General features: G+C 66.0%; 19 protein-coding genes. 9 read left to right on the forward strand and 10 right to left on the reverse strand.

Going from position 1 to position 20,919, the window contains the following annotated elements:
* The first annotated feature begins 6 nt into the window (after positions 1-6).
* A complete protein-coding gene (locus tag LG047_RS06320) occupies positions 7-738 on the forward strand; it encodes a phosphorylase (protein ID WP_227965979.1) in 732 nt (243 codons plus the stop codon).
* Here the strand turns inward: LG047_RS06320 and hpnH are convergent.
* A complete protein-coding gene (gene hpnH / locus LG047_RS06325; RefSeq protein ID WP_227965980.1) occupies positions 679-1,830 on the reverse strand; it encodes an adenosyl-hopene transferase HpnH in 1,152 nt (383 codons plus the stop codon). The genes LG047_RS06320 and hpnH overlap by 60 nt on opposite strands.
* A 1,193-nt stretch (positions 1,831-3,023) precedes the next feature.
* Here hpnH and LG047_RS06330 point away from each other — a divergent pair.
* Positions 3,024-3,860: a hypothetical protein gene (locus LG047_RS06330; RefSeq protein ID WP_227965981.1), complete on the forward strand. Its 837-nt coding sequence runs from the start codon at positions 3,024-3,026 to the stop codon at positions 3,858-3,860.
* A gap of 177 nt (positions 3,861-4,037) precedes the next feature.
* Entirely contained in the window at positions 4,038-6,248 is a 2,211-nt protein-coding gene (locus tag LG047_RS06335; protein ID WP_227965982.1) for a hypothetical protein, read from the forward strand.
* Positions 6,249-6,333: 85 nt separating this feature from the next.
* Here LG047_RS06335 and LG047_RS06340 read toward each other — a convergent pair whose 3' ends face one another.
* Complete coding sequence (locus tag LG047_RS06340; RefSeq protein ID WP_227965983.1) at positions 6,334-7,128, reverse strand: hypothetical protein; 795 nt, start codon at positions 7,126-7,128, stop codon at positions 6,334-6,336.
* A gap of 55 nt (positions 7,129-7,183) precedes the next feature.
* A complete protein-coding gene (locus tag LG047_RS06345) occupies positions 7,184-8,179 on the reverse strand; it encodes a hypothetical protein (protein ID WP_227965984.1) in 996 nt (331 codons plus the stop codon).
* 93 nt (positions 8,180-8,272) lie between these two features.
* Between LG047_RS06345 and LG047_RS06350 the strand changes: the two genes are divergently transcribed.
* The 3 genes from LG047_RS06350 to LG047_RS06360 all read left to right on the forward strand — a co-directional run bounded on the left by LG047_RS06350 (position 8,273) and on the right by LG047_RS06360 (position 12,191).
* Entirely contained in the window at positions 8,273-9,172 is a 900-nt protein-coding gene (locus LG047_RS06350; protein ID WP_227965985.1) for a 50S ribosomal protein L11 methyltransferase, read from the forward strand.
* A gap of 91 nt (positions 9,173-9,263) precedes the next feature.
* Positions 9,264-11,078, forward strand: a complete 1,815-nt coding sequence (locus tag LG047_RS06355; protein WP_227965986.1) for an aminopeptidase P family protein — start codon at positions 9,264-9,266, stop codon at positions 11,076-11,078.
* 507 nt (positions 11,079-11,585) lie between these two features.
* On the forward strand, positions 11,586-12,191 hold the full coding sequence (locus tag LG047_RS06360; RefSeq protein ID WP_227965987.1) for a phosphatase PAP2 family protein: 606 nt from the start codon (positions 11,586-11,588) through the stop codon (positions 12,189-12,191).
* Here LG047_RS06360 and LG047_RS06365 read toward each other — a convergent pair.
* A complete protein-coding gene (locus LG047_RS06365) occupies positions 12,170-12,361 on the reverse strand; it encodes a DUF2256 domain-containing protein (protein WP_084679254.1) in 192 nt (63 codons plus the stop codon). The two genes, LG047_RS06360 and LG047_RS06365, sit on opposite strands and share 22 nt — an antisense overlap.
* 115 nt (positions 12,362-12,476) lie before the next feature.
* Between LG047_RS06365 and LG047_RS06370 the strand changes: the two genes are divergently transcribed.
* A complete protein-coding gene (locus LG047_RS06370; RefSeq protein WP_051134379.1) occupies positions 12,477-13,259 on the forward strand; it encodes a GGDEF domain-containing protein in 783 nt (260 codons plus the stop codon).
* A 6-nt stretch (positions 13,260-13,265) separates the two neighbouring features.
* On the opposite strand, the gene LG047_RS06375 is transcribed toward LG047_RS06370, so the two are convergent.
* Together LG047_RS06375 and LG047_RS06380 are read right to left on the reverse strand one after the other, a co-directional pair.
* On the reverse strand, positions 13,266-13,859 hold the full coding sequence (locus LG047_RS06375; RefSeq protein WP_227965988.1) for a GNAT family N-acetyltransferase: 594 nt from the start codon (positions 13,857-13,859) through the stop codon (positions 13,266-13,268).
* Between the two features lie 156 nt (positions 13,860-14,015).
* Positions 14,016-15,161 (reverse strand): type III PLP-dependent enzyme, encoded by a 1,146-nt coding sequence (locus tag LG047_RS06380; protein WP_036289024.1) that lies wholly within the window; start codon positions 15,159-15,161, stop codon positions 14,016-14,018.
* Positions 15,162-15,911: 750 nt separating this feature from the next.
* Here LG047_RS06380 and LG047_RS06385 point away from each other — a divergent pair.
* Positions 15,912-17,471: a glucan biosynthesis protein gene (locus tag LG047_RS06385; RefSeq protein ID WP_036289021.1), complete on the forward strand. Its 1,560-nt coding sequence runs from the start codon at positions 15,912-15,914 to the stop codon at positions 17,469-17,471.
* Position 17,472: 1 nt separating this feature from the next.
* Here the strand turns inward: LG047_RS06385 and LG047_RS06390 are convergent, their stop codons facing one another.
* The 3 genes from LG047_RS06390 to LG047_RS06400 are packed head-to-tail and all read right to left on the reverse strand — an operon-like array spanning position 17,473 to position 18,990.
* The gene (locus tag LG047_RS06390; RefSeq protein WP_158497348.1) at positions 17,473-17,616 is read right to left on the reverse strand and encodes a hypothetical protein; all 144 of its coding nucleotides are present in this window, start codon (positions 17,614-17,616) and stop codon (positions 17,473-17,475) included.
* A gap of 18 nt (positions 17,617-17,634) precedes the next feature.
* Positions 17,635-18,426 (reverse strand): creatininase family protein, encoded by a 792-nt coding sequence (locus LG047_RS06395; protein ID WP_227965989.1) that lies wholly within the window; start codon positions 18,424-18,426, stop codon positions 17,635-17,637.
* 57 nt (positions 18,427-18,483) lie between these two features.
* The gene (locus tag LG047_RS06400; protein ID WP_084679252.1) at positions 18,484-18,990 is read right to left on the reverse strand and encodes a Spy/CpxP family protein refolding chaperone; all 507 of its coding nucleotides are present in this window, start codon (positions 18,988-18,990) and stop codon (positions 18,484-18,486) included.
* A 127-nt stretch (positions 18,991-19,117) separates the two neighbouring features.
* Between LG047_RS06400 and LG047_RS06405 the strand changes: the two genes are divergently transcribed.
* Complete coding sequence (locus tag LG047_RS06405; protein WP_051134564.1) at positions 19,118-19,591, forward strand: DUF411 domain-containing protein; 474 nt, start codon at positions 19,118-19,120, stop codon at positions 19,589-19,591.
* Here the strand turns inward: LG047_RS06405 and LG047_RS06410 are convergent.
* Positions 19,519-20,901 carry a TIGR03862 family flavoprotein gene (locus LG047_RS06410; protein WP_036285845.1) on the reverse strand — a complete coding sequence of 461 codons (1,383 nt, stop codon included), beginning with the start codon at positions 20,899-20,901 and terminating at the stop codon, positions 19,519-19,521. The two genes, LG047_RS06405 and LG047_RS06410, sit on opposite strands and share 73 nt — an antisense overlap.
* Positions 20,902-20,919: the final 18 nt, after the last annotated feature.

Here is a 20,919-nt window from a genome sequence, read left to right on the forward strand (position 1 = left end):
GCGAATATGCGCGTATTCAACCGCAGGAGAGAGGCGGCGCGGGCGAGCGCCGCCGCGCCGATTCTCGTTGTCACGGGCATGAAGCGGGAGGCCGCCTGCGTTGCGGGCGACGGCGTCGTGCCGCTATGCAGCGGCGCCAATGTCGCGCGGCTGCGCAAGGCGCTCGACGAGCTGGGCGGGATGGAGTTTTCCGCCGTGGTCAGCTTCGGCCTCGCCGGCGGGCTCGATTATTCGCTGCGCCCCGGCGATGTGGTGATCGCCGATACGGTCGTCGCGGGCGAGCGGCGGCATCCGACGCATCTGCGCCTTTCCGACGTGCTGACGGAGGCCGTCGTCGCCGGCGGCTGCAAGCCGATCCCCGGCGCTGTCGTCGGCGTCGATCAGCCGGCCATGGACACCGGCGCAAAGACCGTTCTCCGGGAGGCGAATCGCGCCGTCGCCGTGGATATGGAGTCGCATGTCGCGCTGGAGTTCGCGCAGGCGCGCAAAATTCCCCTCGGCGTCATGCGCGCGATCAGCGATCCCGCCGCGCGGGCCCTGCCGCCGCTTGCCGCCAAGGCTCTAACGCCCTCCGGCGATATCGATAATGCGACCGTGGCGCGCGAACTGTTCCGCGCGCCCGGCCAGATCGGGGGACTGATCCTCGCGGGCCTCGATTCCCGCGCGGCCTTCGGCTCCCTAGGCCGCTGTGGGCCGCTCCTCGGCCCGCTGCTTCGCCTCGTGCTCGCGGATCTCTGAGAGCTTCGCGACATTCTCGTCGAAGACATATTCGGCGGGGCGCTGATTATCGAGCGGGATGTCGGGCGCCATCGGGCCGGTCGTGCGCACCCCGAAGAGCGCCACCATCGCCGCCTTCCAGGGGCGCTGCACCGTGTCCTTCACGGCGCTGGCCTCGAAGCCGCAATGGACCATGCAGTCGGCGCATTTCTCGTAATTGCCGACGCCATAGGAATCCCAGTTGGTTTCTTCCATGAGCTGCTTGAACGTCGGCACATAGCCTTCGCCGAGGAGATAGCAGGGGCGCTGCCAGCCGAAGACCGTGCGCAGCGGATTGCCCCAGGGCGTGCAGGCGTATGACTCGTTGCCGGCGAGGAAATTCATGAACAGGCCGGACTGTTCGAAGGCCCAGTTCCTGCCGCCGCGGCCGCGCGCGAGAATGGCGCGGAACAGCTCCTTGGTTTTCTGGCGGTTGAGGAAGTGTGTCTGGTCCGGCGCGCGCTCATAGGCGTAGCCCGGCGACACCGTCATGCCGTCCACGCCGAGCGCCGTCGTGTCGTCGAGGAATTTGGCGACTCGCGCCGGATCGGCGTCGGAGAAGAAGGTGCTGTTCGTCGTGACGCGGAAGCCCTTGGACTTGGCGAGCTTGATCGCCTCGACCGCGCGTTCGTAGACGCCTTCCTGGCTCACGGCGTGGTCGTGCATCTCCTTGTCGCCGTCGAGATGGATCGACCAGGTGAAGTAAGGGCTCGGCTTGAACTGGTCGATCTTCTTGGCAAGCAGAAGCGCATTGGTGCAGACGATCGCGAATTTACCGCGCGCGATGACGCCCTCGACGATCTGCGGCAGGTCCTTGTGCAGCAGCGGCTCGCCGCCTGCGATCACGACGACCGGCGCGCCGCACTCGTCCACGGACGCCAGCGCGTCCTCGACCGAGAGCCGCTTGTTCAGAATATGGTCGGGGTAATCGATCTTGCCGCAGCCGGAGCAGGCGAGATTGCAGCGAAACAGCGGCTCCATCATGAGAACGAGCGGGTAGCGCTTCACGCCCATGAGATGCTGCTTGACGATATAGGCGCCGATCTTCGCGACGTAACGGAAGGGTATGGACACGGCAAATTCCTGTTGTGTTGCGCGAACCTTCAAGGGGCCGCGAGACAAAAGGCGTCCGCGCGGATCACGCCGCGAGCGTCGCGCCGACCCTGCGCCTCTATCATGATTGCCCCGCAAGGGAAACCCGGGCGGAGCGCAGGCGGCGAATGGGGAAACGACGAACTCGTCGCCATAATTCTCGCTAACGGCGAATGGAACGACCGCCTGGGCTCCTGAAGTCGCTCGAGGCCCGCCGCCGGAATGCCCAACGATCGTTTTTGGCGTCGCACGACAATCCCGAGCAGTGGTCGGGGAACCTTTACCTACTGATAACGTTTACAAATTCAACCGACATCGCCCGATCCGCGCAAAGCTTTTCCTTAAGGACGAAAAGTCATGCCGCGCATTATCATTCATTTTTCCGCCGCGCTTGCGCTCTCATTGACATTAATTTCGGCGGCCCCCGCATCCGCGGCCGGGTTTCAGCCCCCGACCACTGTTTCAGCTCCCGGCGCCACTCAACAACAGGTCGCGATAAACGCCCAAGGCGCGGCGGTTATCGTCTGGCGGCGACATGGGGGAACCTATCCCGTCATTCAAGCTCGGCGACGAAGCGCGGCGGGCGTTTACGGACCCGTCACGACCCTGTCTCCCGCCCTGCCCGACACCAGTCAGCCCCGGGTCGCGATCAACAGGGCCGGAGACGTGTTCGTGGTCTGGTCCGCCAACGTTTCGGGTAATTGGCGCGTCTATGCGCGCGTCTGGCCCGCAAACGGCGCGGCAGGCGCGTTCAAATTGCTTTACGCTCCGGGCGTAATGCCGGAGCGCGCCAATCCGGACGTGGCGGTCGGCGACTCGGGTCCGGCCGTCGTCGTATGGCAGGGGCGCATTCCCGATCCAGTCCAGATCAGGATCATGACCCGCACCATCGCGCTCGACGGCGCGCTGGGCCCCATCGCCCATCTGTCGAATCTCGGGGGCCTCCGAACGCCGGAAACCCGCATGTCACGGTTGCCCCCAACGGCGCCGGACTGGCAGTTTGGGAGATTGGATACAATTCCTACGACAAGGAGATACAGGCGCGACTGCGGGCGACAAACGGATCATGGGGACCAATCCAGCAACTTACGCCGGCGACGGACTGCCCGCCGAATAGTTGCGGCGACTGGAACGAGGCCCCGGAGGCCGCAATCAACGCAAGGGGCGACGCGCTCGTGGCGTGGCGACATTTCGCCGGCAGTTACGGCGGGCCACTCCCCACCAACGCCTCGACCGTGCTTGGCCGGTTCCGACCCTTCGGGGGCGGCTTCGCGACCGTCCAAAGACTATCGGCCGCGCCCGGCGCCGGCATGCATATCCGGTCTCCGCGTGTCGGCGTCGACCGCAACGGCGGCGCGCTCGTCGTCTGGGGCCGCCATGACACGAATGTATTCCCCGCCACCGCGCAGGTCCAGGCGCGGGCGCGCGGACTCTCAGGCGCGCTGGGCCCGATCCAGAATCTCTCGCCGGTCGGCGACCCCACCGCGTCGCCCGATTTCCTTGGCCTGCGTCTCGCCATGAATCCATCGGCCTATACCGTCGTCGTATGGCACATGCGCAGAGCATCTTGTAACTGCGGCGGCGTTTTCGCCAGGATGCGCCTCGTCAACGGCTCGTGGGCGACAGTACAGAATTTGTCGCCGCCCGCGGCGGAGGAATTGAACCCCGTGGTCGGAGTCAATCCCGTGGGAACAGCGCTCGCGGCCTGGCTCGGTCCTTATCCGAACCCCGAGCTGAGCACCTACATCAAGGCCGCCGTCTCGCCCAATTCGGCGCCGACGATCACCATTACGACGCCGGCAGACGGCGCCAACTATGCGAGGGGCAGCAGGGTAGCCGCCAGCTATTCCTGTGCAGACCCGGGCGGTCCGGGGATCAGGAGCTGTGTGGGAACCGTGCCGAACGGCGCGCCGATCGACACTTCGGCGAGCGGCGTTCACGGCTTCACCGTCAACGCCGCCGATCTCGCGGGGAATGTCGCGACGCGAACCGTCCATTACACGGTTCCATGAAAGCGACCCTGTAAGCGCTCAACCAAAGTCGTCTCGGAACGGCGCCCGCCCCGCTTGCGCGCGAGCGCAAATCGGTCTCATTTCTGTCCCAGAAAGATCGGGGGCGGTTCGAGGTGACTTTGCAATGACGCAGCCTGTTTCCATCCCGCGCCCCTGCGCCCTCCGCGGAGCCGCGCATTGAACGCCCCAGCCTCCCCTTCCGCGCGGCCGGAGGCGCAGCCGCCGCGCCGATTCGGATGGCTGCGGGCGCTTTTCGCGCCGCTGAGGCGGCTTTGGGCCGGCGAACTGGATCTGGGGCGCGTCGGAATGGCCGTGGCCCTGCCGGTGCTGGCTTGGGTGTTCTACACGACCTCGTCGGGCATGATCGACATCATGCAGAAGGAGCCCGGCGACCTCGTCGGTCTCGGCGGCACCTTCGTCGCGACCACCGCCGTGCTGGTCATGCTGGCCGCGACCTCCTGGTCGCTCGGCGCCGATCTCGCCGCGCTGATCGCCCGCCGCCGCATGGCGCGAGAACGCGTGATCATCAAGACGATCGTGACGGCGGTCGTCTTCGCTTTCGTCTTCTCGATCTCGGCCTTCTTCTCCTTCACCTATTATTACAACAACATCTTCAAGCTCTCCTCCCGCAAGATCGTCGCCGAGCTGCAGCCGATGGAGCTTGCGGCGGAAGTCGTGCTCCCGGCGACCAAGCAGATCGGCGCCGCCTATGACGCGGCCTCCGCGAAGATCGTCGCGAACGCATCGTTCAAGGCCTATCTCGATTCGCTCGACGGGCTGATCGACGCCGCGCGGACCGCCGGTCCGGCGCTGCGCGAGGCCATCCGCAAGAGCCAGGAGGCGCAGCAGGCGGTTCTGGCGCAGGCCGCGAGACAGGCCGCCGCCGAGATCGAAAGCGCCCGCGCCGCGACCCGCCAGCTCGAAGACGCCCGCGCCGAGATCGCGACGCTCGAGCATAGCGTCGCCGATCTCGACGCCATCATCAAATCCAAGCAGGAGGAGATCAACGCGCTCTCGGCGACGGCGCGGCGGGAGGAGCAGCTCGCCATCGACGCCGAGCACGGCCTCGACAACAGGGGCGCGACCTGCGGACCCAATTGCAGGTCGCATCGCGCGAAGGCCGAAGAAGCGATGCGGCGCGCGGCGACCATTCGCCAGACGCTCGCCGGGCCGACGACCGAACGCGCGGCCGCCTTGAAGAAACGCGACGCGCTCGCCGCGCAGTCGATCGCGCTGAAACAGAAGGCCGAAACTTTCGCCGCAGCCGCCGGCCGCCCCGCGCCGAAGGGCGAAGCCGCGCTCGATCTCGACGCGACCCTGCGCGATCTCACCGCGCTGCGCGACCAGCTGCGCGTCGATCCGACATGGGCGAAAGCGCGCGAGGCGAAGCCGCTCTGCGAACCGATCCTGACCGCCGCGCGCCAGTCGAATGCAACGCCCTCCATCGTTCCGCGCGACTTTGCCTGCGAGCCGCAGGGGGAAGCGCGCGATCTGCTTTCCGCCCGCGACGAGGTCATCGCCGCCCGCGCCGCCTTCGACGCCAAATGTGGACTGGAGACGGGCCTGCGCGACGAGCTTTCGGCGATCGTCGCGAAGATCCGCGCCGCTCCCGCATCGGACAAGGCCGCCGCAGCCAATGGCTTCAACGCGGCGAAAGGCCTGATCGACGCCTGCGTCGTCTCCGGCAAGGCCGCGGGACTATCCGAAGACGATGTGCGCGAGCTTTTGAAGAAGAGCGACGCCTTTCTGCGCGCCCACTCCACGGAGCGCAACAAGTTCGAACTCGCGCGCGAGGCCTTCTGGAGCTTCACGCCGGATTCGACGATGGCGATCGGCGTCGCCATGGCGCAGGACGCATTCCTCTTCATCATGAAATTCCTGTCGGAGATCTTCAAACGCAGTTACGAGGCGCGCGAGCGACGGCAGTTCTCCGCGCCCTTCGATCTCACCGACGACGAGGAAGAGCCCGTCGAAATGCGCGCGATGAAGGCCATGCTGCGCGTGGCGAAGCCGGCGCCGGGCGACATGAGCGAGATCGACCCGAAATCGCCCGCGCTTTCCGCCATGGCGCCCAGCGTGCGCGAAAATCTCGTTGCGATTCTCAACCGTCTGGTGCGCGACGAGATCGCCCATGTCGATCGCAAGGGCAATTACATCGTCGACAACGTCACCGTCTCGCAGATCGATTCGCGGCTCTATGCGGCGATGAAGCCGCGCGCCGCCCGGGCCCTGCGCTTCGCGGCGGAAGGCGGGCCCGGCGGCGGGCCGCGGTCCTATTACGCCGACCCCGCCATGGCCGGCGCGCGCCGGCGACGCCCGACGGCGCTCGAGCGCTATCTCACGCCGGACAATACGGCGTCGGCGCCGGGCGTGGGGCCGACGTCCTGAGGGAAATTCAGCGAATCCGGCTTCGCTCCGGATTCACGTCATGGCGCGCGTTCGGCGAAAAAGCCATGCAGGTCGTGAGCGCGCTCTACGCCGCGACAGGCGTCGCCTGACGGCCCGAGGGAAGGTAGCGCAGACACAATCCCGTCGGCGCGTGACGCAGGCCCGAAACAATGCTGATCTCGCGCCAGCGCGGATAATCGCCCGGCAGAAACTGCAACGCGAAGCCGACGGCGGCGAGGAAATCGCTTTCGCCGGCAAAATCCGCCGCGTCGAAATCCAGTGTGAGATCGCCGCCCGTCTCGACGCCTCTGGCGAAAACCTCCAGCATGGCGGCGCCCCAGCGCGCGCGCTCCAGCACACGACGCACGGCGGCGGGATCGGGCCGCGCGACACGCCAGCGCAGCGGTCCTTCGCCGAAGCGCGCGGATTCGTCTTCGCTCACCAGGTCTGGCGTCGCCTTCAGCTCTCCCGCCGCGACCGCGAGGCAAGCCGCCGGATTTTGCCGCCAGTCGTCGAAGGCCGCGACCCAGATCGCGGACTGCTGATGCAGCCGCCCGTGGCCGTCCTCGCCGTCCTCGGGACGAAAGCGCGCGCGCATCATCACCGCGCTCCCGCCGGCGCCCGCGCGCGCCAGGAAACAGCCCGCGCGCCGCGCCGCCTCGTCGACGAAGTCGGGCTCGAAACGACGCAGGCCCATCAGAAGCGACGGCGAAAGCCGCCGATCATATGCGGGATCGAGTTCGCGCGAACGCCGCGTGACGCCATAGCCCGCCGTCGCGGGAACGCTCAGCGCGCGTCCTTCGGCGAGCTTGCCGTAATGCAGGCGGTAAAAGGAAATCACAGCCGTTTCGGCGTCGCCGACCGTCGAGCCCGTGCGCATCGGCGGAACCCTCGCTTAAGCTTACTCACACGCCTGCGAGGTTACGCGCGGCTGCTTAAGCAAGAATTGACGTTAACGAATTTTCTTCGGCGAGCGCGTCGAGCTGCTCGTAGGAAAAGGTAAAGGCGCTGTCGAGGCCGAGCGCCGCATAAAGAATTGGTTCGGCGGTGAGAAAAGGGCGCCAATATTCCGCATAGGCGCGCGCGCCCTCGAGCCCCGCGCGGCGAAAGCGCCGCTCGCCCAGCTGATGCGGGTCGATGTTGGGGTTCTGGAAGCGCTTGGTGAAGCCATAGGCGGAGCAGATGGTGAAACGCACCGAGACATTGCCCCGCGGCGCCTCCAGCGCGCGAAGCCGGTCCATCCACTGCGCGGCGCGCAGCGTCTTGCGCAGCACATGCAGCGCCACGTCGGGATCGCAGGCGTAGGTGAAGGCGCTTGGGCCGAGCCGCGTGAAGAGCCGCTCATATTGCGAAAAGACGACGACGAGCCGCCTGAGCTTCCTGTCCTGCGCAAGCGCCAGCCGGTCAATGAGCCGCGCCAGCGTGCCGGTCCAGGCGGAATCCTCCAGCCGCACCATCGGCAGCACCATCACGATGGCCTCCGACATGAGCATCTGCCCGGCCAGCTTGGCCTTCACGTCATTGAGGATCGCGACCTCGGCGCCATCCGGCGGCACGGCGATCTCGCCGGCCGAATCGACGATTTCGAGGAGCCAGGGGCCGCGCGTCACGACCGCCGGCGGCGCCTCGCCATTCACCGAGAGCCGGAAATAATATTCATAGGTGTCGAGCGTGTCTGTGGCGACGCCGCCATCGGCGAAATCGCGCTTGAGCCTTTCGTAGTCGCCCTGCTCGATCGTGAGAAAATCCGCCTTGCGCGACTCGACCGTCTCGGCGCGGAACTCGGCCTGCGTGATCGGCTGCAGCGTTGGCCGCAGGCGCGGCGAGTAGCCGAAGGCGCTTTGCGCGACGCAATCCGTCAACGACGCCAGCAGGGAGGTCTTGCCGCCCTTCTTCGGCCCGACGAGACAAATCGCGACTCTCTCCGTCATATCCCCTTCCCGGAAAACCGCCGCCGACCATACAGGGCGGGCGCGGCGCGGGAAAGGTGACGGGGCGGCGTCCGCCGTGATAAGCGCGGTCCCATGCTAGAAGGCCTGCCCCCCAACGGCGCCAGCCATGTGCTGCGCCTCTCCTGCGACGAGCGGCGCGCGCGCGCCGTCGCCGACATCATCGTCGAGACATTCGACCCGACCGAAACCGCCGCCGCCGCCTTCGAGGTGGACGACGGGCCAGTCTGGGCGGTCGAGGTCTATTTCGCGGACGAACCCGACGAGGATGAAATCCGCGGGCTGATCGAGGCCGTGAGCGACGCGGAAACCGCCGCGCGCGCCGAATTTTCCCAGATCGCCAAGGAAGACTGGGTGCAGAAATCGCTCTCGGGCCTGGAGCCCGTGCGCGCCGGCCGCGTTCTGGTGCATGGCTCGCACGACCGCGACCGGTTGAAGCCGAACGACATCGGCGTCGAGATCGAGGCCGCGCTCGCCTTCGGCACCGGCCATCACGGCACGACGCTGGGCTGCCTGCGCGCGCTGGACCGCATCACGAAGCGGCGCCGCCCGCGCCGCATTCTCGACGTCGGCACGGGCACGGGCGTGCTCGCCATCGCCGCCGCCAGGCTGCTGCGCCAGAAGGTCGCCTGCGGCGACATCGACCCCGTGGCGGTAGATACCGCCCGCGCCAACGCCGTCGCCAACGCCGCCCGCGCCTTCGTGCGGCCCGTTACCGCCGTCGGCCTGCGCCATGCGGCGCTCGCGGGCAAATACGACCTCATTTTCGCGAATATTCTGGCGAAGCCCCTGCGGCTCATGGCGCCGGCCATCGCCCGCGCGGCGAAGCCGAATGCGGAGCTGGTGCTCTCGGGCCTTCTCGCGCGCGACGTCGCGGGCGTGCTTTCCGCATACCGGGCGCAAGGCTTCTCTCTCGCCCAGCGCCGCGACATCGACGGCTGGGCGACGCTGGTGTTGCGACGGGGCGGCGCGTAACGCTCTCGCTCCTGGCGGGGACGGACAGAAAGGCCGCGGATTAAGGCGCGAGACCATTGCCGACGGCCGCTCGCGCGACTAGCTTTGCGCTATGTTCGAAGCAAAATTCCAGACCTTCGCCGACGCCTCCTCCTCCAGCGACAGCGCCGCGCGGCTCGCCTCCCTGCGTCAGGAACTCAAACGACAGGGGCTCGACGGATTCCTCGTTCCGCGCGCCGACGCGCATCAGAACGAATATGTGCCCAAATGCGCCGAGCGCCTCGCGTGGCTCACGGGCTTCACCGGCTCGGCCGGCTTCGCCGTCGTGCTGGAGAAACAGGCCGCGATCTTCGTCGACGGCCGCTACGTGATTCAGGTCCGTCAGGAAATCGACGAGAAACTGTTCAGACCGCTCGACATCGCCGAGATCTCGCCCGCGAACTGGCTCGCCGATCACGCGCATCACGGCGCCCGAATCGGCTACGATCCGTGGGTGCACACCAGCGGCCAGACCGAACGCTTCGCGAAGGCGCTGGAAGGCAAGGAAGTCACGCTCGTTCCGCTCGACGCCAATCCGATCGACGCGCTGTGGTCCGAGCGCCCCGGCGAGCCGGTCGGCGCCGTCGTCATCCATCCGCCGCGCTATGCGGGTGAAAGCGCGGCCGCGAAGATCAGGAAGCTGCGCGACGGCCTCAAGGGCGCCGACGCGGCGCTGATGTCCGATCCGCACGCGATCTGCTGGGCCTTCAACATTCGCGGCTCGGACGTCGCGCATACGCCGATTGCGCTCGCCTTCGCGCTGCTGCCGAAGGACGGCGCGCCGAGGCTCTATATCGACGACGCCAAGCTCGACGCGAAGACGCGCGCGGCGCTGGAGAAATTTCTCACGCTACACGAGCCTTCGGCGCTCATCGACGATCTTACGGAAGCGGGCAGGCGCGGCGAGACGGTCATGTTCGACACTGTCACCGCGCCCGCGAAACTCGTCGAGACGCTGCGCGCGGCGGGCGGAAAGCCGCGCCTCGCCGACGACCCGGCGTCGCTCCCGAAAGCGATCAAGAACAAGGCCGAACTCGCCGGCGCGCGCGAGGCGCATATTCGCGACGGCGCGGCGCTGACGCGCTTTCTCGCATGGTTCGCGGAGGCCGCGCCCAGGGGCAGGCTGACGGAGATTTCCGCGGCCGAAGCGTTGGAGACGTTCCGCCGCGAGAACGGCGATCTGCGCGACATTTCCTTCCCGACGATTTCCGCCTTCGGCGCGCACGCCGCGATCCCGCATTATCGCGTGACCGAAAAGAGCAATCTGAAAATCGGCAGGGGCGTTTATCTCGTTGACAGCGGCGCGCAATATCTCGACGGCACGACCGATGTGACGCGCACCGTCTGCGTGGGCCGCGCGTCGAAACAGTTGCGCGAACATTTCACGCGCGTGCTGAAGGGCCATATCGCGATTGCGCGCGCGGTGTTTCCGAAAGGCGTCTCCGGCGCGCAGCTCGACGCCTTCGCGCGCCGCTATTTGTGGGAGGCGGGACTCGATTTCGATCACGGGACGGGACATGGCGTGGGCGCCTATCTCTCCGTGCACGAAGGTCCGCAGCGCATCTCCAAACTCGGAACGACGCCGCTCGTTCCCGGCATGATCCTGTCGAACGAACCCGGTTACTACCGCGCAGGCGAATATGGAATTCGCCTCGAAAATCTCGTCATCGTCGAAAGACGCGAGATCAAGGGCGGCGAGCGCGAGATGTATGGTTTCGAGACCATCACTCTCGCGCCCTTCGACCTCAATTGTGTCGAACCGAAACTGTTGGCGCCGGAGGAGATCGGCTGGCTCAACGCCTATCACGCCCATGTGCGCAAGACGCTCTTGCCGCTAGTGGATGCGAAGACGCGGAAGTGGCTGCGGGAGGCGACGCGGGCGATTTGAATTGGCGGACGCATAGCGCCCGCCCTCCTAACGCCACCCCTTGATAGATTCGGGCGCAACAAGGCTGGGCGCTCCTCCGCAATCGCGCGGCGACATCCTGATCGAATAACCTTTTTTGATGTACTCTTTGAGTTCTTCAATGCTTCCAACGCCTATGTAGTCTCGCTGGAATCTGGACCTGCTGGCAATGTAAAGCCCAGCGAAGCGCCCACGCTGATTCCGATGGGGGACCACGATGCCGCCCTTCGCCGCGCCACGCGAAATCTCAGCCCAAATTTCGTTTCTGAATCCTACAGAGTGTCCAAAATCGCTCATGCCGATTCCTCTTTCAGAGACCGCCTGCGGTACCTTTGAACGATTGGTTAGTCGAATGGATTATAGTGGATATTTGAGGATCGCTATTGTCACCAAACCGTCATCCACCCGTCACACACCGTCTATCGAACCGTCACCAAACCGCAGTCGCAACGTCGTGAAAATGCAGCGCAGCGCGCCTAGCCTTGCATCATGGCGTTTACAACAGACCTCGCGACGAAGCTGACGCGCGACGCGTCATCCCTTCCGCAAAATGGCCTTCAGGCCGCCTGGCTGCAACGTCTTGCCGACGCTGATCTCGCTGCCGTTTACCTCTTCTCCCGCATGGCGCAGCCCAGGGCGATCCGATATCTCGCCATCGGCGTGAGCAAGCTGGGAAATGGCTGGATCTATCTCATTCTGCTGCCGCTCGTATTCTGGGGCCTCGGCTGGAACGGCTGGCATGTGGTCCTGCTCGCGGGCCTCAACGCCGCGCTGCTGCACATTCTCTATCCGACCATCAAGCGCCGCTTCCGGCGCAAGCGCCCCTGTCATGTCGACGCGCGGCTGCCGTCGCTCTTGAAGACGCTCGACGAGCACTCATTCCCGAGCGGCCACGCCATGACCATCACCGGCGTGCTTGCGCCAATCGTGCTGGCCTGGCCGGCGATGACGGTCTCGGCGGGGATCATCGTCCTTTCCATGGCATGGTCGCGCATCGCCACGGCGCATCATTATCCCACCGACGTCATTGCCGGCGTTGCGCTCGCCGTCGTGATTGCCTTTCCGCTGTCGGGCTACGCGCTCTCCTTTTTCTGAGCGCGGCGCGCGCGACGCAAATCGCCCTTGCAGCGCTCGGAGCAGGTTTTCACCTCCTCCCAGCACTCGCGCCATTTCTTGCGCCAGGCGAATGGCCTTCCACAGGCAAGGCAGATTTTCTCGGGCAAATCCGTCTTGCTGCGTGCAGGGCTCTGTCGAGGCTTGGACATGAGCCAAACATGGCGCGCGAATCTCAGCGCGCAAGTTGCGCTCTTCTGAACCGGAAGACGATCATTAACCGTCTTCCATCAGACGGCTTTAATGCATCGCCCCCACGATGGGGGGATGCTCGAAGCGTTTGACCGGATTATTTCACGCTGGCTGCGGATGGAGTCGTTCCGACAGGTCGTCGGCTATACGATCGTCTGCACCATTTTCACGACCCTGGTCGCAGTCTGCGTCGTGGGCGGCGCGCTTTGGCCCATGCCCGATGTCGTCTTTTACTTCGGCGTCGGCATCGCGGCCTTTATTCCAATCTTCATCACCGTCCCGCTCGCATTCGTCGTGTTCTATATGCTGCTGCTGATCACCCGGACGATCGACCGTGTCGGGGCGCTCATACAGTTCGATCCGCTCACCGGCGTTTTGACGCGCGCGCATTTCCTCGGCGAGACGCAAAGGGCTTTTTCTCAGGGCGGCGTGTTCATGATGGTCGACGCCGACCATTTCAAGAAAATCAACGACACCTACGGCCACGACCTCGGAGACTCGGCGCTCAAGACTCTGGCGTCCTCTCTGACTGCGAGCGTCGGCGATTCGGGATTTGTCGGGCGGCTGGGGGGCGAAGAGTTCGGCGTCTTCCTGCCGCGCGCCACGAGCGCGCTCGCCCTGCTGATGGCGCAAACGATCAGGACGACGGTGCGCGCCAGCGGCGCCGTCATCGATGGGCGCGCGATCGGCCTCACGGTGAGCATAGGCGCCGCCGAGCGTCGCCCCGGCCGCTCGCTCGACGACGCGATCAAGGCGGCCGACATGCTGCTCTATGCGGCGAAGCGCGCGGGCCGCGACCGCGCCTTCATCGAAGGCGTCACCGCGCTCGAACCACGCGCCGACGCGACCGCGGCCTGAGAATCCTCAGGCTGCGAATGGCAGGCCGACCGGCGCAAGGTCCGGCGCCGCCGTCACGCGCCCGCGCGCGCCCTCGAGCGCGCCCGGCGCAAGCTCCAGACCCAGAAAGCGCGCGCGCTCCACCGGCCCCGGCAAGGCGAGCTTCTCGGTGAAGCGCCGCTCGAAGCCGAAGCGGCGATAATAGGGCTCGTCGCCCACGAGCAGCACCGCGCGATGGCCGAGCGCCTCGGCGCGGGCGAGCGAGGCGCGAATCATTTCCCCGCCCAAACCCAGCGAGCGAGCATGCTCGGCGACAGCAAGCGGGCCCAGCAGCAACGCGGGGCGGCGACCGCCCGCAAAGATCGGCCACAGGCGAATCGTCGCGATCAGCTCGCCCTCGTCATCCTTTGCCATGAGCGCGAGACCCGGCGCGGGCCTGCGCCCTTCGCGCAGACGCTCGCAGGTCTTGAGAAAGCGCGCGGGACCGAAAGCGGCGTCGAGCAGCGCCTCGCGCGCGGGCGCATCGGCCTGCGTCTCATCGAGAATCGCGGAAGGCGGACGCGGCAGCGGCGCGGAGGCGGCGACGGGCGCGAGGATGTGAGGGTGAAGATCAAAGGTCATCTGTTCCTCCTTCAAGAGGACAAGCGACCCTCGCGCCTGGCGCGGTTACGCGCCCGCCGTACGGGACTGGTTACTTGGGTGATCGCTATCGCGCCCGCGCGGACGCACGGCCGGGACAGGCCCGGCCATCACGCTTGCCGGAGAGCGGCGGCGCGCTCAGATGATGAACGTCTCCAGCGGCGGGAAGCCGTTGAAGCCGACCGCCGAATAGGTGGTCGTATAGGCGCCCGTTCCCTCGATCAGCACCTTGGCGCCGATTTCAAGCGAGATCGGCAGATCATAGGGATGCTTCTCGTAAAGCACGTCGACCGAATCGCAGCTCGGACCCGCGATCACGCAAGGCGACGTGGGCGCGCCATCGGCGGGCGTGCGGATGGGATAACGAATCATCTCGTCGATCGTCTCCGCAAGGCCGCTGAACTTGCCGATGTCGAGATAGACCCAGCGCAATTCGCCCTCGGCTTCCGACTTCTTCGAGATCAGCACGACTTCCGCCTCGATGATCCCGGCGTTGCCGACCATGCCGCGGCCCGGCTCGATGATCGTCTCCGGAATGCGGTTGCCGAAATGCTTCGAGAGCGCGCGGAAGATGGCGTTGCCGTACTGCTTCACCGCCGGCACGTTCTTCAGATATTTCGTCGGGAAGCCGCCGCCGAGATTGACCATCTGCAGCGTGATTCCGCGCTCCGCGAGATCGCGGAAAATATCCGCCGCCGACTTCAGCGCGCCGTCCCACATGCGCGGGTTGGTCTGCTGCGAGCCGACATGGAAGGACACGCCATAGGCGTTGAGGCCGAGACGATGCGCATGCTCCAGCACGCCGGTCGCCATCTCCGGGACGCAGCCGAACTTGCGTGACAGCGGCCATTCGGCGCCGGCTCCGTCGCAGAGAATGCGGCAAAAGACCTTCGAGCCCGGCGCGGCGCGCGCGATCTTCTCGACTTCCGCTTCGCTGTCGACAGCGAAGAGGCGAATGCCGAGTTCATAGGCGCGCGCGATGTCGCGCTCCTTCTTGATCGTGTTGCCGAAGGAGATGCGGTCGGGCGTCGCGCCGGCGGCCAGCGTCTGCTCGATCTCGACGACGGAGGCCGTGTCGAAGCAGGAGCCCAGCGAAGCGAGCAGCGACAGCACTTCCGGCGCCGGATTGGCCTTCACCGCGTAAAAGACGCGCGTGTCGGGCAACGCCTTCGCGAAGCCGAGATAGTTTTCGCGCACGACGTCGAGATCGACGACGAGGCAGGGGCCCGTGTCGCGGCCTGCGCGGCGACGGTCGGCGAGGAATTCGTGGATACGGTCGGTCATTGCGGCATCCCCTTCGAAGGGCGCGATGCGAGGCGCGCCAGGAACCAGTTGCTTCGGCGGATGCACGACGTCCTTCGTTCGCGCGTGGTGGAGACGCGACGAACGCTGATGCGCCAGCAATCCAGGACCGCGTCACGCTTGCGCGCAAACGATCCGGTGATGCGCCGTAGGCCGGTCAGACGACGAAAATCACGCGCGTCAGCGCATGCGTTTCGATCCGAACAGCCATCGATTGGAAGGGGAAGTTCCCTTTCCGCACGCCCGGCAAGAAAGACAAGCCTCTTCGGTGCGTCGACCTTTGGAGGGCCGACAGAGACCAAAAAAGCCCGGTCCGTCGTTGCTTTAAGTCGCGATCCTCCGTTGAGGGCGGAGTTCGCCGGTTCGCCTCCGGCTGCCGGTTTTATTCCGACGGTTGACCGGCCTCTTGTCCGGATCCCCGACGACCGACACACGACCACAGGCACGTGCGATTTGGGCAAGTCGGTAGATACGCGCTTTTGCAGCGAACACAAGAGCTTTTTGACCGTGCGCCGCAATAAATTCGCGAGGGGCGCAGAACTGCAACAGCCGCCAAGCCCAAGTGCGCTGCGGGATCGGCGGCGGAATGCGCCGCATTACTCCGCAGTCGCGCGATCCCGGGCGGAGTTACATAAACTTACAAGTGCTTGCGCAGCTTCAGCGATGTCGTTACAGCAGCGACTTCCGCGCATCGCGCCCCGCGCGGCGGGGCGCCACCTTCCGGAAACGAAAATGACCGAATTTACCCGGCGCCATTTCATCGGCGCCGCCGCGGCAGCCGGCTTACAGATGACGCTGCCATCCCAGGCTCAACCCGCCAATCCTGCTCCGCAGTTTGGCTTCGACGACGTCCTTCGGCGCGCTCAGGATCTCGTGAAAGCGCCCTTCGAGGACGCCGACGCGAAACTGCCCGATCCCTTCGATTCGCTGGATTTCGACACCTGGCGCGACCTGCGTTTCAAGGAAGACCACGCGATCTTCTCCAATGTCGCGGGCGGTTTCCGTCTCCATACCTTTCACCGCGGCTTCCTGTACCGGCGCGGCGTCACCATCAATGTGATTCGCGACGGCATCGCCTCGCCGATCCCCTATTCGCCGTCCTTGTTCGACTACGGCAAGCTGAAGGTCGAAAAGGCGCCGCCGGTCAACATGGGTTTCGCCGGCTTCCGCCTGAACTTTCCGGTGAACGACCCCCACGCCCACGACGAGGCGATCTCCTTTCTCGGCGCGAGCTATTTTCGCTTCCTCGGCCGCGACCAACAATATGGCCTGTCGGCGCGTGGACTCTGCGTCGAGGCGGGCACCCCGAAGGAGACCTTCCCCTTCTTCCGCGAATTCTGGGTCGAGACGCCGACGGCGGGAAGCAATCACGTCACGATCTACGCACTGCTCGACGGCGAGGCGGCGACCGGAGCCTACAAGTTCGATCTCACTGTCGGCCAGGAAAGCACGATGGACGTGCAGGCGACGCTGTTTGCGCGCCGCGCCGGCGTGAAGTTCGGCCTGGCGCCGCTGACGTCGATGTATCTCACCGGCGAGAACGACCGTCACGTGCACGACGGCTATCGCAACGAGCTGCATGATTCGGACGGGCTTCTCGTTCACAACGCCTCGGGCGAATGGCTCTGGCGGCCGCTCGCCAATCCGACGCGCGTGCGCTCGACGTCCTTCTTCGACTCCAACATTCGCGGATTCGGCCTGTTGCAGCGCGACCGGACCTTCGAATCCTATCAGGATCTCGATCTCGCCTATCAGAACCGTCCCACCTATTTCGTCGAACCGGCGGGCGACTGGGGCGCCGGCCGCGTGGAGCTGATCGAGCTGCCGACGACGGACGAAACGAACGACAATGTCGTCGCTGCATGGACTCCGGCAAATCCGCTGGAGCCGGGCAAGCCCTATACATTCAGCTATCGGATTACAGCGGGGCTCGACATGCCGCGCCTTACGCCGAACGGCCATGTCGTGAACACCTTCGAGGCGCCTGCCCGCGCGCTCGGCTCGGCCGAGCCGGACAATCCGACCGCGAATCGCTTCCTCGTCGATTTCGCCGGCGGCGATCTCTCCTATTACGTTTCGGACCCTGGCCAGATCGAGGTCGTCGCCACGACGACCTGCGGACGCGTGCTTCGAACGGGCATTGCGCCGAACGTGAATATCGGCGGCGTGCGCGCCATGATCGACATCGGCTGCAAGCCGGGAGAAACGACGGACATCCGTGTTTTCCTGCGCGCGAACGGCCGCACGCTCACGGAGACCTGGACCTATCCCTGGACGGCGCCGGCGGCGTAAGTCAGGCGGGCAGGAACAGCCCGCCGACGAGAACGGCCATGGCGACGAAGAGAAGCGCCAGATAGGGCCAGGCGATCCTCGGCCTCGACATGTAGCAGCGCATCATGGCCATGAGCGCGGGGTCGGTTTGCTGTTCAGGCGTCACTATCTTCTCGCTTTGTCATCAACGAAACCGCTCCAGGTCGAAACTCTCGATGTCGCGCAGCAACTCTATGAAGGCGGTCGCCCAATAGTCGGCGACCGCCTCGCCCTTACCGGCCGTGGCTTTCGTGGCGTCGCCCATGGCGCCGGCGGGAGACAGATCCTGCGCCATCCAGCCGAAGCCCGCGGGTCTGTCCGCGCGCAGCCAGGCGAAATCGCGCTCGAAATCGAGCGTCGCGGGCGGGAAGTTCTTCGCTCGCGCCATGTCGACCAGTTCGGGGCGGAAAGCGAGCATCAGCGACGTCTCGATCTCGCCGCCATGAATCCCGTGGCGCTGCTCCTGCGCCGGGAAAAGCCCGTCCGGATAGCCGAAGCGCGCCCATGAGCAGGTGACGGCGAGGACGCCGAAGCGAGCGCGCAGGTCGAGCGCGACCTGCGAAATGAGCGCCGAATTGCCGCCATGCGAATTCATCAGCACGAGCTTTTTCACGCCCACGCGAACGACGCCTTCGGCGATCTCGCCCAGCATTCGCGCCGCCGTCTCCTGCGACAGCGACAAGGTGCCGGGAAAATCGCGATGCTCGATCGAGACGCCGACGCTCTGGACCGGCAGGAAGACCGCTTCCAGATCTTCGGGCAGCCGCATCGATACGCGCTCGATGCAGCCTTCCATGATCATGGCGTCGACGCCGAGGGGCAGATGGGGCCCATGCTGCTCGACGGCCGCGATCGGGAGCACGGCGATGACGTTCGCCATGTCGTGCGCGCGCATGTCGCGCAAGGAGAGTTCGGACCAGTAAGGCGACGCAAGCATGCCGCGATCATAAGCCCCATCGCGCCCGAAAGGTCAAAAGCGCGATCGGGCCCGCGCTCACTCCATGCCCGGCCCGCCCATGCCGCCGCCCATCGGGCCGCGACCATGCCCCCGGCCCATGCGTTCCCGAATCGCCGATCTCAGAAGGGCTCCGAAACGGCGCTTCTGCGCGTCGTCGAGACTGTCATAGAGCGGCTTGGCGGCGGTCGAGAGCTTCTCCATTTCGCCGGAGCGCGCGGCGAGGTTTCGCGCGCGCCGCTGCAGCGCGCCGATCGGGTCCGTGTCGAACAGGCCGGGACCCGTTTCGCGCATTTCCTCCACTCGGGCGATCCGCGCCTTGGCTATGTCGCGCATCGCGGTCTCCAGCGCCGGCCAATTCTTTTCCTGCTCGGGGGTGAGCTTCAGCCCCGCCTTCAGGGCGGCGATGCGCGCGTCGGCGAAGGCGGACATGTCCTCGGACGAAAAATGCCGCCGGCTCGAAAATGGCTCGGCGGGCGCCGCAAGCGCCGGAGAAAAACAAACGACTGAAATGGCGGCGGCTGCGACGAATATGAATTTCCGCATGATGGCTCTGTCTCCCAATCGCGCGCGCCAAAATTTCGTCCTCTGGCGGCGGGCAATTTAAACTTCTGCGATCGCTCGCTATATCTAGGGCAGGCGCCGCAGCACCCAAGAGATAATGGACAGGATCATGTCGAAAAACTTCTCCCGTCGCGAGAGCGTGCGTTTCCTCGGCGCAGCGGCCTGCGCGCTCTGCATCGGCGCCGCGCGCGCTGACGACGCGAAAAAAATGGTCGTTCACAAGAGCGCGACCTGCGGCTGTTGCGGCAAATGGGCGGCGAGGATGCGCGAGGCCGGCTATGTCGTCGAGGAAATCATCGAGACCGACATGAAGGCGGTGAAGGCCAAACTCGGGGTTCCTGAGAAAATGGCCTCCTGCCACACGGCGGAAATCGACGGCTACATCGTCGAAGGCCATGTGCCGGCGCAGGCCATCGCGCAATTGCTGAAGGATCGCCCGAAGGTCGTCGGGATCGCCGCGCCCGGCATGCCCGCGGGCTCGCCCGGCATGGAGATGGGCGAAGCGGAGGTTTATACGCTGTATTTGTTCGACGCCGCCGGCGCGCGTGAATTCGGCAAATGGGTGGGCGACAAGCCGGCCTGAGTCCCGCCAGCCTGATCGTCCGCCAGGTTCAGCCCCAGATAGCGGGCGGCGCCCCTGCCCGCCGCGAATCCGGTGGCGAAAGCCGCCTGCAGCAGATAGCCGCCGGTCGGCGCGTCGAAGTCGAGCATTTCGCCCGCAACGAAAACGCCCGGCAGCCTCTTCAGCATCAGATCGGAGTCGACCTCGTCGAAGCAGACGCCGCCGGCCGAAGAAATGGCGCGCTCCAGCCCGGCGACGCCCGTCACGGTCAGCGGCGCGTTCTTGATCAGCTCGGCCATCGCCTCCGCGTCGCGCGGCAGACCCTCGGGTCGCGCTTCGCGCAGGAGGCCAATCTCTGCCTTCGAGAAGCCGGCGCGGCGCAGAAAGGTCGCATGCGACTGTTTCGGCGGCCGGCGCGAGAGCTTGCGGGTCAGACAGGCGGGCGAGGTGTCGGGCCGCAGATCGACGAAAAGCGTCGCCCTGCCCTCGCGCTCGACCGCCTCTCGAAGGCGGGACGACAGGGCGTAGACCGGTCCGCCCTCGAGACCCGTGCGCGTGACGACCATGTCGCCGCGCGCGCCCGCGCCGCCGTGGCGCAGCATGACGGTCTTGATCGGCTGGCCCTCGAAATCACTGCGAAACAGCGAACTCCATTCCACCAGCGCCCCGCTGTTGGCGGCCGACAGCGGCGTCACCGCGACGCCCACGGAACGGAGCCGCCCGGCCCAGACGCCGTCGGAGCCGAGCTTGGGCCAGGAAGCGCCCCCGAGCGCCAGCACGACCGCGTCGACGCGGCGGATGATTTCGTCGCCGTCCGGCCCCTGCAGCCGCAAAACCCTCTCGCCTGCGAAACCCCGGAAGGCGTGGCGCGTCGCGATCGTCACGCCGAGGCTCTGCAGCCGCAAGAGCCAGGCGCGCAGGAGGGGGGACGCCTTGAAGCTTGCGGGGAAGACGCGGCCGCTGGTGCCCACGAAAGTGGCCTCCCCCAGCTCCGCGCAAAAGTCGCGCAGGGCCTGCGGCGGCCATGCGCGGATGAAGGGCGCGACGCGCTTTGCTCCCGCGCCATAGCGTGAGATGAAGCGGTCGAGATTTTCGCTGTGGGTGATGTTCAGACCGCCGCGGCCGGCCATGAGAAATTTGCGCGCGGGGCTCGCCTTGTGCTCATAGATGGTCACGCGGGCGCCAGCGCGGGCGAGCGCCTCGGCCGCGAAAAGCCCGGCGGGCCCCGCGCCGATCACGGCGCAGAACGGAGCGACGGCGTCCTTAATGAGAGCGGCCTCCACTGGAGCGGCGGCGGTCAAACGGTTCAATGGCGGATGGCGTTCGCCCATCTCTTCTAGCGCCTGTTC

The sequence above is a fragment of the Methylocystis sp. WRRC1 genome (assembly GCF_020733155.1).
GTDB lineage: Bacteria > Pseudomonadota > Alphaproteobacteria > Rhizobiales > Beijerinckiaceae > Methylocystis.